Origin of the sequence: Sphaerimonospora mesophila (genome assembly GCF_001417795.1) — a bacterium.
GTDB classification, from domain to species: Bacteria; Actinomycetota; Actinomycetes; order Streptosporangiales; family Streptosporangiaceae; genus Sphaerimonospora; species Sphaerimonospora mesophila.
Genome location: NZ_BCBX01000031.1, coordinates 508,064 through 520,739 on the forward strand (window position 1 = coordinate 508,064; position 12,676 = coordinate 520,739).

At 71.5% G+C, this 12,676-nt stretch carries 11 protein-coding genes; 7 read left to right on the forward strand and 4 right to left on the reverse strand.

The genetic code is table 11. The features are described from left to right. Positions 1–165: 165 nt before the first annotated feature. From AP234_RS06730 to AP234_RS06745, 4 genes are all read left to right on the forward strand, one after another. On the forward strand, positions 166–1,533 hold the full coding sequence (locus tag AP234_RS06730; protein ID WP_235557996.1) for an LCP family protein: 1,368 nt from the start codon (positions 166–168) through the stop codon (positions 1,531–1,533). A gap of 154 nt (positions 1,534–1,687) precedes the next feature. Next, the gene (locus AP234_RS06735; protein ID WP_055478643.1) at positions 1,688–3,049 is read left to right on the forward strand and encodes a S8 family serine peptidase; all 1,362 of its coding nucleotides are present in this window, start codon (positions 1,688–1,690) and stop codon (positions 3,047–3,049) included. A 28-nt stretch (positions 3,050–3,077) separates the two neighbouring features. Next, positions 3,078–3,341 carry a hypothetical protein gene (locus tag AP234_RS06740; protein ID WP_055478644.1) on the forward strand — a complete coding sequence of 88 codons (264 nt, stop codon included), beginning with the start codon at positions 3,078–3,080 and terminating at the stop codon, positions 3,339–3,341. Then, positions 3,338–3,907 (forward strand): AAA family ATPase, encoded by a 570-nt coding sequence (locus tag AP234_RS06745; RefSeq protein ID WP_055478645.1) that lies wholly within the window; start codon positions 3,338–3,340, stop codon positions 3,905–3,907. Before AP234_RS06740 ends, AP234_RS06745 begins: the two co-directional genes overlap by 4 nt. Before the next feature lie 71 nt (positions 3,908–3,978). On the opposite strand, the gene AP234_RS06750 is transcribed toward AP234_RS06745, so the two are convergent. Both AP234_RS06750 and AP234_RS06755 read right to left on the reverse strand, forming a co-directional pair. Then, positions 3,979–4,746: an ion transporter gene (locus tag AP234_RS06750; protein ID WP_055478646.1), complete on the reverse strand. Its 768-nt coding sequence runs from the start codon at positions 4,744–4,746 to the stop codon at positions 3,979–3,981. Positions 4,747–5,073: 327 nt separating this feature from the next. Next, positions 5,074–6,240: an ROK family protein gene (locus AP234_RS06755; RefSeq protein ID WP_055478647.1), complete on the reverse strand. Its 1,167-nt coding sequence runs from the start codon at positions 6,238–6,240 to the stop codon at positions 5,074–5,076. Positions 6,241–6,327: 87 nt separating this feature from the next. Between AP234_RS06755 and edd the strand changes: the two genes are divergently transcribed. From edd to eda, 3 genes are read left to right on the forward strand one after another with little or no spacing between them, the layout of a single operon-like run. After that, positions 6,328–8,262 (forward strand): phosphogluconate dehydratase, encoded by a 1,935-nt coding sequence (gene edd, locus AP234_RS06760; protein WP_083501843.1) that lies wholly within the window; start codon positions 6,328–6,330, stop codon positions 8,260–8,262. Beyond that, positions 8,259–9,248, forward strand: a complete 990-nt coding sequence (locus AP234_RS06765) for a glucokinase (RefSeq protein ID WP_055478648.1) — start codon at positions 8,259–8,261, stop codon at positions 9,246–9,248. Before edd ends, AP234_RS06765 begins: the two co-directional genes overlap by 4 nt. After that, positions 9,245–9,865: a bifunctional 4-hydroxy-2-oxoglutarate aldolase/2-dehydro-3-deoxy-phosphogluconate aldolase gene (eda, locus tag AP234_RS06770; RefSeq protein ID WP_055478649.1), complete on the forward strand. Its 621-nt coding sequence runs from the start codon at positions 9,245–9,247 to the stop codon at positions 9,863–9,865. Before AP234_RS06765 ends, eda begins: the two co-directional genes overlap by 4 nt. Positions 9,866–10,014: 149 nt before the next feature. Here eda and AP234_RS06775 read toward each other — a convergent pair whose 3' ends face one another. Both AP234_RS06775 and AP234_RS06780 read right to left on the reverse strand, forming a co-directional pair. Further along, positions 10,015–11,040, reverse strand: a complete 1,026-nt coding sequence (locus AP234_RS06775) for a LacI family DNA-binding transcriptional regulator (RefSeq protein ID WP_055478650.1) — start codon at positions 11,038–11,040, stop codon at positions 10,015–10,017. A gap of 11 nt (positions 11,041–11,051) precedes the next feature. Beyond that, complete coding sequence (locus AP234_RS06780; RefSeq protein WP_055478651.1) at positions 11,052–12,671, reverse strand: glycoside hydrolase family 13 protein; 1,620 nt, start codon at positions 12,669–12,671, stop codon at positions 11,052–11,054. Between the last annotated feature and the right edge of the window lie 5 nt (positions 12,672–12,676).

A 12,676-nucleotide genomic window follows, 5' to 3' on the forward strand; every position in this document is an offset into this window, starting at 1 on the left:
TCGTCGCAGCGGCCTTCACCCGGGCCGTCCCGGCAGGGGCAGGGGTCACATGGTCCCCGCTACGCCCGGCCGCTGACCACCGCCTCGCTGATCGGCTGGACCGCGCTGTCCGCCCTGGTCCCCGGCGCCGCCCATCTCCGGGCGGGCCGGCGGCGCACCGGATTCGTGCTGCTGGCCGTGTTCGGCGTGGTGCTGGTCGCGATCCTGCTCTACGGGCTGCGATTCACGGGCGACGCGGGCGCGGTCATCAGGTCGAGCACGCTCACGACCATCATGATCGGTTCGGGGGTGTGCGCGCTCGCGTGGTTCACCCTGATGGTCCTGTCCTTCGTCGCGCTGCGCCCCAAGCGTCTGCCCCAGAACGGCCAGATCGTGTCGGGCATCGTCGTCGGCGTGCTGGCGGTGTCGGTGATGGCGCCCTTCGCGCTGACCGCGAGCGCGATCAAGGCGGTGGGCGAGACGCTCGACGCCATCAGCGCCCCCTCCGACGGGAGCCAGCCGACCCACGTTCCCATCAGGGCCGAGGATCCGTGGAACGGCCGCAAGCGGATCAACTTCCTCCTGCTCGGCGGGGACGCGGCGGGCAACCGGGAGAGCGTGCGAACCGACTCCATGACCGTGGCCAGCGTGAACATCGCCACCGGCAACACCGTGCTGTTCAGCCTGCCGCGCAACCTGCAGTACGTCCGTTTCCCGGCCAGTAGTCCGTTGCACAAGCAGTTCCCCAACGGGTTCACCGCCGAGCAGGGCCTGCTCAACGCCGTCTGGTACTACGCGGACAACAACCCCCAGGTGATGGGTGGGCGGAACCGTGGTCCGCAGGCTCTGAAGGACGCGATCGGGCACACGCTGGGCCTGAAAATCGACTACTACGCGATGGTCGACATGTTCGGCTTCGCCCGGCTGATCGACGCGATGGGCGGTCTGCAGATCCGCGTCGAGCGGGACATCAAGTGGGGCGGCAAGTTCGGCACGGCCGGCACGATCAAGGCGGGCCATCGCAGGCTGAGCGGCGAGGAGGTGCTCTGGTACGGACGGTCCCGGGTGGACAGCGACGACTTCTCCCGGATGGGCAGGCAGCGCTGCGTCATCGGTGCGCTCGCTCAGCAGGCCAACCCGGCGACCGTGCTCACCAACTTCACCAAGATCGCCACTGCCACCCGGCACATGTTCCGTACGGACATTCCGCGCGATCTGCTGGAGCACCTGGTCCCGCTCGGGTTGAAGGTGAAGGACGCCAAGATCACCAGCCTGCAGTTCGTGCCGCCGCTGATCTGGCCGGGCAATCCGGACTGGCACAAGATCAGGACGCTCACGCTCAAGGCGATCCGCGAGTCCATGGCCGACCGCCGTACGGTCGCGGCGAACGCGTCCCCCTCGGGCGCCCCCGCCACGCCCGGCGCGACCACGCCCCGGGTCTCGGCGTCCTCCTCCCCCTCGAAGTCCCAGCTGATCGCGAAGCGGCCGACGCAGACTCCGACGCAGAACGACGATCGGGAGGCCAAGAGCCTGTCCGAACTGTGCGGTTTCTGAGCTGACATCTCGGGATGCCGCCCCGCCGGCGGCATCCCGATCTTTTTTCAGCGGCGGCGCGTGCGGGCCGGACCGCCGGAATGAGTGGACGTGGCCCTCCGCATGGAGGAAGGTGGTGACGTCGCGTAACGGAAACGATACGGAGCGAATCGTCATGCGCGTTCTCATCCAGGTCCGCCCGTCGCCCGACCTGGTCGCGGCGGTCGCCGATCCCACCGTCGCCGTCACCGCCTCCGACGTGGCGGACGGGCTGCCGGGCGTCGTCCTCGACCACGCGTTCGCGCCCGTCGCGGTGCCCCGTCCGGTCCCCGCCACGCCCGGCGCCGACCCGCTCTCCCTCAACCAGCCGCTGACCTTCTCGATGCGCCCGGACGAGGCGTCCGTCGTGGTCTGCGGTGAGATCGCCGACGACGAGATCTCCACCCGCGTCTCGCTGCTGCCCATGACCCGCCGGGAGGTCGTCGCCGTCTACGCGGACCCGGTCATCGAGAGCTGCCTCACCTGCGGTGACGACCCGGCCGTCGGCGACTGGCACGACGTGGAGCGGCTGCTGCACGTGGCCGAGCTGGCGGACGAGGGACTCGACGGCGGCGGAGTCGCCCTGGCCGTCGTCGACACGGGGATCAACGCGGCCCACGCCGAGCGCGTGCTCGGGCACGAGATCACCGTCGACGAGGACCGGAGCTGGAGTCCCCACGGTGTGTCGGGAAAGCCGGGCGAGCATCCGATCGACCACGGCACGATGTGCGCGTTCGACGCGCTCATCGCCGCGCCCAAGGCGTCGCTCCTCGACATCCCGGTGCTGCTGTCGCGACGGCGCGGCGGATCGACGCTCGACGGGCTGCTCTCCGACGCGATCGCGGCGTACGCGCACCTGCGTGACGTGCTGGAGGCCCAGCCCGCGCGGTCGCGCGCGCTCGTGGTCAGCAACAGCTGGGGGTCGTTCTCCCCGCGCTGGGACTTCCCGCCCGGCAGCCCGGGCAACTACTCGGACAACCCCGCCCACCCGTTCAACCTGATCGTCGGCAGCCTCGCCGAGGCCGGGGCCGACATCCTGTTCGCGGCGGGCAACTGCGGCCGCGACTGCCGGGACTCGCGCTGCGCCTTCCCCGATCGGCCCATCGTGGGGGCCAACTCCCATCCCAAGGTGCTGTCGATCGGCGGGATCGACACCAACGGGGCGCGGGTCGGCTACTCCTCCCAGGGGCCCGGACGGCTCACGGAACGCAAGCCGGACCTCTGCGCGTACACCCACTTCGCCGGCTCCCAGGCCTTCGGTGACACGGAGCCCGACTCGGGCACCTCCGCCGCCTGTCCGGTCGCGGCCGGTCTCGTCGCCGCCGTACGCACCCTGTGGCCGTCGGCCAAGCTGTCGGCGAGCCAGCTCAGGACCCTGCTGCGCCGTACCGCCGATGATCGCAGCGACGTAGGCTATGACCACGACTACGGGTACGGTGTCGTGGACGCCGCCGGCGTCATCGCGGCCCTGCGGCGCAGGGCCGCCAGGGCGGCCTGAGACCGCGGCCGGGCAGCGGGGAGCGAGATTGCGGAAAGTACTCATCACCGTACGGCTCCCGCACGGCGCGAACCTGGAGTCCGCCAGGCGGCACCTCGATCTCGCCGAGGACGAGGTGGACACGGGCTACGGCCTGATTCCCGTCGACCCCGCGAACGATCTGTACGCGATGCGGGTGACCGAGGCGGCGAGCCTCCGGGTGGCCGGGAGTCACCCGGAGGCGTCGGGGCCCTACGCCGATCCCCCGATAGCCCCGATGGACCGGATCGAGCCGTACGGCCGGCCAGAATGACCGCCGCTGCACCGGCGTGGGTGGTCTCGGGTCCGCCGGGCGCGGGCAAGTCCACGGTGTGCGGGCTCCTGCTCGCCCGGCTCGACCCGGTCCCGGCGCTGCTGGACAAGGACACGCTCTACGGCGGCTTCGTCGAGGCCGTGCTCGCCGGCCACGGCAGGCCGCCGGACGAGCGGGAGGGCCCCTGGTACGACGAACACATCAAACGGTACGAATACGGCGGGATGACGGAGACCGCCAGGGAGATCCGTTCGCACGGCTGCCCGGTCATGCTCAGCGGGCCGTTCACCGGTCAGGTCCACGACGCCGCCCGATGGCACACCTGGGTCCGCGAGCTCGGCGGTCCCGAGGTGCGGCTGGTGTGGATCCGCTCCGACGGCCCCACCCTGCGCGACCGCCTCGTCCGCCGCGGGCTGCACCGGGACGGCGGGAAGCTCGCCCGCTTCGACGAATACCTGAAGGCCATCCGTGTCGACGAGCCGCCGGTCGTGCCGTACGCCGAGATCGACAATCGTCTCGACGCGATCCCCCTGGAGCAGCAGGTCGCGAAGCTCCTCGACATCTGACCGGGCCGGAGGCTCGAGAGAATGGGCGGCGGACCCGCCCGCGCCCGTACGTCGAGATCGACGGACCGGGGTCAGGGGTCGATGAGCGTCTGCCGCAGGCCCTGGATCTCCGCACGCAGGGCGGCCACCTCGGCCAGCACGGTGGCGTCCTCGTTGCGCTCCTCCCGGCTCTCCTCCTCCATCGCGCTCACCACCACGGCGATGAAGAGGTTGAGCACCACGAAGGTGCATATCAGGACGAACACCACGAAATACAGCCAGGCCGACGGGTGGGTGTCCATGAGATCGCGGGTGATCTCCGACCAGCCGTCTCCGGTCATCACCTGGAACAGCGTGAAGAGCGAGGTGGGCAGATCGCCGAAGTACTCCGGCGCGGCCGTGCCGTACAACTTGGTGCCCATGACCGCGGCGACGTAGAGCACCAGCCCGAGGAGCAGCACGATCGAGGTCATTCCGGGCACCGCGCTGAGCAGCGCGGAGACCACCCGCCGCAGCGAGGGCACCACCGAGATCAGGCGCAGGGCCCGCAGCACGCGCAGGGCCCGCAGCACCGACAGCCCGCCCGCCGTGGGCAGGAACGAGAAGGCGACGATGAGCGCGTCGAAAACGTTCCAGGGGTCGCGTAAGAACCGCAGCCGGTAGACGTAGACCTTGGCCAGCAGCTCGGCCACGAAGACGTACAGCGCGACATGGTCGACGATGTGCAGTTCGGTGGTGTACCGGGTGAGCACCCAGGGCGAGGTCTCGAGACCGAGGGTCACCGCATTGACCAGGATCACCGCGATGATGAGCCGCTGGAACCGCCGCGACTCGACCACACGGCGGACTCGCTCACGCACGCGCACTCCCCGAGATCGAACACCTGGCACTTATCTAGATCGCCAGGATTTTAGAGCCACCCCCCGTGATCTTGCGAATTCTTGCACGGACGCCACCGGACCTGCGCAGATCATTTCGGTGATCTTGCACTTTCTCGCACGCAGGCCGTCTGACGTGCGCCTTCACCTTTCGTGATCTTGCGGTCGGCGCCCAGCACAAGATCACGAATGCCGTTTCCGCCGCTCAGGGGATATGCGTGCGAGAAACCGCAAGATCACGAACGGAACGTGCCTGCTCACGGCGTGGCTGCGAGAAATCGCAAGATCACCACCATGGGGGGTGGGTGGTCAGGCGACGCGGTCGATGGCGTCGGCGGACAGGACGCGGTCGAGGACCATGAGGGCGCAGCCGGTGATGCCGGCGCCCGCGCCGAGGCGGCTGCGCTCGATGCGCAGGCTGCGGGTGGCGAGCTGGGTCGACCGGCGATAGACCACCTCGCGGACGCCGGAGACCAGCGGCTGGAACATCTCCGCCACGTCGCCGCCGAGCACGACGACGGCCGGGTTGAGCAGGTTGACGGCGGTCGAGATGACCTCACCGAGCCGGCGGCCGGCCAGCCGCACCACCGCCATGGTCTCCGCGTCGCCCGCGCGCACGAGCGCGGTCACGTCGGCGAGCGAGCGTACGTCCCGGCCCTTGGCGCGCAGGTCGCGCAGGATCGCGGTGCCGCTGGCGACCGAGTCGACGCAGTCGAGGTTGCCGCAGCGGCAGAGCACTCCCCCGCCGTCCCTGACCTGGATGTGGCCGATCTCACCGGCCGCGCCGAGCGCGCCGCGCAGGATGCTCCCGCCGGAGATCACCCCGGCGCCGATCCGGGTGGAGACCTTCACGAACAGCAGGTCGTCGAGGTCGGCCGCGTACGCCGCGCGGTGCTCGCCCATCGCTATGACGTTCACGTCGTTGTCGACCAGGACGGGCACGGGAAACCGCTCGGCGATGATCGGCGGGATGACCACCCCCGTCCAGCTCGCCATGACCCGGGCGCTCTCGGTGCGCCCGGCGGCGAACTCCACGGTGGCGGGGACGCCGAGCCCGATGCCGACGACCGGGCCCCGCCCGTCGAGCAGCTTGTCCCAGGTGTCCATGAGCAGGGGCAGCACGACGTCGGGACCGTCCTCGACGTCGATCTCCACATCGGTGCGCACCAGCACCTCGCCGGCCAGGTCGCAGAGCGCGATCTGGGTACGGCTCGCGCCCAGCGAGGCCACCGGGACCACTCCCCCGGTGGCGGCGAAGCGCAGCCGGACCGGCGGGCGGCCTCCCGTCGAGGGGCCCACGGCGTCCTCCACGATGAGCCCGCGATGGAGCAGCTCGGCGACCCGCGCGGCGACGGCGGGACGCGATAGTCCGGTCACGCGGCCGATGTCGGCACGCGTGACCCCCTCGCCGCTCCTGATGAGCTGGAAGACCTCGCCGGTGGTCGCCAGTCGCGTCACCCTCGAAGTTAAGCACATCCACTGACCGAAGCTCAATGACTTATTCATCTCAACATACAAAAGTAGGCTTGAAATAACACATAACTCCCCGCTACGCTCCCTAGCGTGACGAACCACGTGATCAACCGGGTCACCGACCGGATCCGCCGTCGCAGTCGGGTGAGCCGTGCCGACTACCTCGACCGGATCGGGCGGGCCGGGCAGGAGCTGCGCGAGCGGGGGCCGGCCCGCGGCCGACTGGCGTGCGCCAACCTCGCGCACGGCTTCGCCGCCGCCCCGGCGGCGGACAGGCTCGACCTGCGTGGTACGGCCAAGCCCGGGGTGGCGATCGTCACCTCCTACAACGACATGCTCTCCGCGCATCAGCCGTACGAGACCTATCCGGCGCAGCTGAAGCGGGCGGTCCGCGCGGCCGGCGGCGTGGCGCAGGTCGCGGGCGGTGTGCCGGCCATGTGCGACGGCATCACTCAGGGGCGCGCCGGCATGGAGCTGTCGCTCTACAGTCGCGACGTGATCGCGATGGCGACCGCGATCGCGCTGTCGCACGACATGTTCGACGCCGCCCTGCTGCTCGGGGTCTGCGACAAGATCGTGCCGGGGCTGCTGATCGGCGCGCTGCGCTTCGGCCACCTGCCCGCGCTGTTCGTGCCGGCCGGGCCGATGCCCTCGGGCCTGCCGAACAAGGTCAAGGCGCGGGCCAGGCAGCGGTTCGCCGAGGGCGCGATCGGCCGGGCCGAGATGCTGGAGGCCGAGGCCGCGTCGTACCACTCCCCCGGCACCTGCACGTTCTACGGCACCGCCAACTCCAACCAGCTCCTGATGGAGGTGATGGGCCTGCACCTGCCGGGCGCGACGTTCGTCAACCCGCGCACCGAGCTGCGGCAGGCGCTCACCGGGGCGGCGGCCCGGCGGGCGGTCGAGATCACTCCGCACGGCGGGGAGTACATCCCCCTCGGCGAGATCGTCGACGAGCGGGCGATCGTCAACGCGGTCGTGGCGCTGCTGGCCTCCGGCGGCTCCACCAACCACACCATGCACCTGGTCGCCGTGGCCGCGGCCGCCGGCATCACGCTGACCTGGGACGACATGGCCGACCTGTCGCGGGTCGTGCCGCTGCTCGCCCGGATGTACCCCAACGGCCAGGCGGACGTTAACCACTTCCAGGCCGCGGGCGGCATGGCCGTGTTCATCGGCGCCCTGCTCGACGCCGGGCTGCTGCACCGCGACGTGCTCACCGTGGCCGGCCCCGGCCTCGACCACTACCGCAGCGCCCCCGAGCTCAAGGAGGGAGAGCTCGTCTGGGCGGAGCGCACCGCCGTCCCCGTGGGCGGTGACGGCCTCGACGGCCTGGACGTACGCGAGGTGCTGCGCCCGGTGAGCGAGCCGTTCTCCCCCGACGGGGGCATCCACATCCTGTCGGGCAACCTCGGCCGGGCCGTCAGCAAGGTGTCGGCCGTCAAGCCGGAGCACCTCGTGATCGAGGCCCCGGCCAGGGTGTTCGACGACCAGCTCGACCTGCTGCGCGCGTTCGAGGACGGCGAGCTCGACGATCAGGACTTCGTCGCGGTCGTCCGCTACCAGGGCCCGCGCGCGAACGGGATGCCCGAGCTGCACAAGCTCACCCCGCCGCTGGCGGTCCTGCTCGACCGGGGGCGGAAGGTCGCGATCGTCACCGACGGCCGGATGTCCGGCGCCTCGGGCAAGGTGCCCGCGGCGATCCACCTGTCGCCGGAGGCCGCCGACGGCGGGCCGATCGCCCTGGTACGCGACGGCGACATGATCCGTCTCGACTCGTCCGCCGGGACGCTCACCGTCCTCGCCGACCTGTCCGGCCGCGCCCCGGCGGGCGCCCCGCCCGGCGACGAGCGGTGGCAGGGCACCGGGCGGGAGCTGTTCGCCGCCTTCCGGCACGTGGTCGGACCGGCCGACCACGGGGCGAGCGTCTTCCCGGCGACCGTCTCGCGTGGCGCCGCCGGGCCCGCCTTCGGCGCCGACGCCCGTACGGACGTCCTCGGGAACGCCTTCGGAGACGTCGCATGAGGCCGCCCTGGCTGGTCGCCGACATCGGCGGCACGAACGCGCGATTCGGTTTGGTGACCCGCCCCGGCGGGCAGCCGGAGGCGATAGCCGTACTCAACGTTTCCCAGCATCTCGGCCTTGCCGATGCCGTAGCCGCCTATCTCGCAGAACATGCGGGCGGAGTTCGGCCGGGGGCCGCGTGTCTGGCGATAGCCGGACCGGTCGAGGGCGACCGCTACCGGCTGACCAACGCGGGATGGTCGGGCTCGGTCACCGAGCTGGGCATTCCGCACACGGTGCTGCTCAACGACTTCGAGGCGCTCGCGTTCTCGCTGCCGCACCTGGCGGAGGACGACCTCGTGCCGCTCGGCGGCCCGCCCCCGGCGGCCGGCCTGCCCAAGGCGGTGCTCGGTCCGGGGACCGGCCTCGGCGTCGGGGGGCTGGTGCCGTACGGCACGGAATGGGTGCCGCTGCCGGGCGAGGGCGGGCACGTGTCGGTCCCGGTCGTGTCCGATCTGGAGATCGACGTCGTCCGGGCGCTGCGCGCCGACGGCCTGCCGTACGTGGACGCCGAGCACCTGCTGTCCGGCCCGGGGCTGTCACGGCTCCATCGAGGTCTGGCGCTGGTGCGCGGGGTCGACCCGCGGGCGCGGACCGCCTCGGAGATCGTGGCGTCGGAGCACCCGCTGTGCGTCGAGACCGTCGAGGTGTTCCTCGCGCTGCTCGGCGGGTTCGCCGGCAACGTCGCGCTCACGCTGGGCGCACGGGGCGGCGTCTATCTCGGCGGCGGCGTGCTGCCGAGGATCGCCGGCCGCATCCCGGCCAGCGCGTTCCGTGCGCGGTTCGAGGAGAGCATCCCGGCGCTGCGCGAATATCTCGCCCCGATCGCCACCTCACTGATCGTCGCCGGGCAGCCCGCGCTGGCCGGAGCGGCGGCCTGGCTGACGCAGCAGGCATCCGGGGAAGTCCTCCCGATGCGCAAGTCATCTAATGTGGAGCCGTCATGAGCCTTCTTGACCTCACCCCCGTGGTGCCGGTCGTCGTGATCGAGGACGCCGGTACGGCGGTGCCGCTCGCCCGGGCCCTGGTGGCCGGCGGACTGCCGGTCATCGAGATCACGCTGCGTACGCCCGCCGCGCTCGAAGCCGTCCGGCGCATCGCGGCGGAGGTGCCCGACGCCGTGGTGGGCGCCGGGACGGTCCGCACGGCCGACGACGTGACCGCCGCGCTCGGCGCCGGCGCGAGGTTCCTCGTCTCCCCCGGGACCACGCCGTCGCTGCTCGCCGCGATGGTCTCGTCCGGCGTGCCGTACCTGCCGGGGGTGGCCACGGCGACGGAGGCGATGACGCTGGCGGAGCAGGGCGTGCGGGAGATGAAGTTCTTCCCCGCCGAGTCGGCCGGCGGCGTGTCCTATCTCAAGGCCCTGTCCGGTCCGCTGCCCGATGTCCGGTTCTGCCCGACGGGCGGGATCACGCCGGCGAACGCGCCGTCCTATCTGGCCCTGGCCAACGTGGGCTGTGTCGGGGGAAGCTGGGTCACGCCGGCCGTCCTGCTGGCGGCCGGCGACTATCCTCGGATCGAGAAACTCGCCGCGGAGGCCGCCTGTCTGCGAACCAGTCCCTGATCTCGCATACCTCGTCGGCCGAGCCATCCTCCCTCGGCGGAGCCGACGGCCATGCTCGTGCCCGCAATCCGGAGTCACGTTCATGGAAACCTGGGCCCGTGACCTTGTAACCCGGCGGTCACGGGCCCGCCCCTTTCTGGGACACGCCGTCAGCGATGAACGAGTGGGCCGGATCCGGTCGAGCCGCGCACGACGAGCTCGGGCTGGTAGACGAGCTCCACGTGCTTGGCGGGCGTGCCGCCGATCTCCTCGAGCAGCGTCTGCACGGCGGCGGCCGCCATCGCGCCGATCGGTTTGCGCACCGTGGTGAGCGGCGGATCGGTGAACGCCATGAGCGGCGAGTCGTCGAACCCGACCACCGACACCTCGCCCGGCACCGACAGCCCGCGCTCGCGCGCCGCGCGGATCGCGCCGAGCGCCATGAGGTCGCTCGCGCAGAAGATGCCGGTGCAGCCGCGGTCGAGGAGCGCGCCCGCCGCCGCCTGCCCGCCCTCGACCGAGAACAGCGAGTGCTGGATGAGGTCGTCGACGTCGGCCAGGCCGAGCAGCTCGGACATCGCCCGCCGGAACCCCTCGATCTTGCGGATGACGGGGACGTACCGCCGCTGCCCCAGGGCCAGGCCGATCCGCTCGTGCCCGAGATCGACCAGGTGCTGTACGGCCAGGCGGGCAGCGAGCCGGTCGTCGGGTGAGATGAACGGCGCGGGGATCGTCTCGTTGTAGCCGTCCACCAGCACGATCGGCAGGCCGCGGTCGGTGAGGCGGGCGTACCGGTCCATCCGGGCCGTGGTGTCGGCGTGCAGACCGGACACGAAGACGATGCCGGAGACCCCCCGGTCCAGCAGCATCTCGGTGAACTCGTCCTCGGGGGCGCCGCCGGGCTCCTGGGTGCACAGGATCGGGGTGTAGCCGTGCTGGGTCAGCGGCTTCTCCACGGCCTGCGCGAACGCCGGGAAGATCGGGTTGCCGAGCTCGGGGATGACCAGCCCGATCAGGCCGTTGCTGCGCCGGCGCAGCCGCTGGGGGCGCTCGTAGCCCATGAGGTCGAGCGCGGTCAGCACGGCCTGCCGGGTGGCGGCGGAGACCCCCGCCTTGCCGTTCAGCACGCGGCTCACCGTGGCCTCGCTCACCCCTGCCTGAGCCGCGATGTCGGCGAGCCGCGTGGTGTTGTTCATGGGTTTAGACATTACCGACCGATATCCCACCAGGTAGCCGAGTCCGGGGGAAGCCGGACCGGATCTCCGTGCCCGGCCTGAGGGTCGCTCGCGAGGAGTGGCGTCCCGGGCGCCGCACCGATCTCGACCCACTCGGACGTCATGTTCACCAGGCAGGCGAAGGAGCCGCCGCGGGAGAACGCCAGCGTGCCGGGCGGGCCGTCCAGCCAGCCGAGCGGGCCGTCGCCGAGATCGGGGCGGCCGCGCCGGATCGCCAGCGCCGCCCGGTAGAGGACGAGCATGGACGTCTCGTCCCTGAGCTGGGCCTCGACGCTGAGGTCCCGCCATTCGCCCGGCATCGGCAGCCAGCTCTCGTAGATCCCCGGCGGGGCGAAGCCGTACGGCGGTTCCCCGGTCGCGGTCCACGGGAGCGGCACCCGGCAGCCGTCCCGGCCGCTGTCGGGGGCGCGCAGCCGCTGCGGGTCGCGCAGATACTCCTCCGGCAGGTCGAGCACCTCGGGCAGCCCCAGCTCCTCGCCCTGGTAGATGTAGGCCGAGCCGGGCAGCGCGAGCATGAGCAGGGCGGCCGCGCGGGCGCGGCGCAGGCCGAGCTCGCCCCCGCCGTACCGGGTGACGTGCCGTTTCACGTCGTGGTTGGACAGCACCCAGGTCGAGGGCGCGCCCACCAGTCCCGCCGTGCGGAGCGACTCGTCGATGACCGTGCGGAACCCGGCCGCGTCCCAGGGGGTGGTGAGGAAGTGGAAGTTGAACGCCTGGTGCAGCTCGTCGGGGCGGACGTAGTCGGCGAGCCGCCGCGGGGTCGGCGCCCAGGCCTCGGCCACGCCGATCCGCTCGCCGTCGTAGGAGTCGAGGATGCGCCGCCAGGAGCGGTGGATCTCGTGCACGCCGTCCTGGTCGAAGTACGGCACCACCTCGGTGCCGATCATCCGCACCTGGCCGGTGTGGCCGACGTCCGGCAGTCCGGGCGCCTTGACCATGCCGTGCGCCACGTCGATCCGGAAGCCGTCCACGCCGAGGTCGAGCCAGAACCGCAGCACATCGGCGAACTCCTCGTGCACCTCGGGGTGCTCCCAGTTGAGGTCGGGCTGCTGGGGGGCGAACAGGTGGAGGTACCACTGCCCGTCGGCCACCCGGGTCCAGGCCGGGCCGCCGAAGATCGACTCCCAGTCGTTGGGCGGCAGTTCCCCGGTCGTGCCCCTGCCGTGCCGGAAGATGTAGCGCTCCCGCTCGGGGGAGCCGGGGCCGGCCGCCAGCGCCGCGAGGAACCAGGGGTGCTCGTCGGAGGTGTGGTTCGGCACGACGTCCACGATGATCTTCAGGCCGTGCCGGTGGGCGTCGTCGATCAACGCCCGGGCATCGGCCAGCGATCCGAAGATCGGGTCGACGTCGCGGTAGTCGGCCACGTCGTAGCCGAAGTCGGCCATCGGCGAGGGGTAGAACGGCGTCAGCCAGATCGCGTCCACGCCCAGATCGGCCAGGTAGCGCAGCCGGCTGCGGACGCCGAGCAGATCGCCGACGCCGTCGCCGTTGCCGTCGGCGAAGCTGCGCACGTACACCTGGTAGATCACCGCGTCCCGCCACCAGCGGGTGGCCGTCGTCCGCGCCGATGGGTGCAGGGCGACTTCGGTCATGTGTA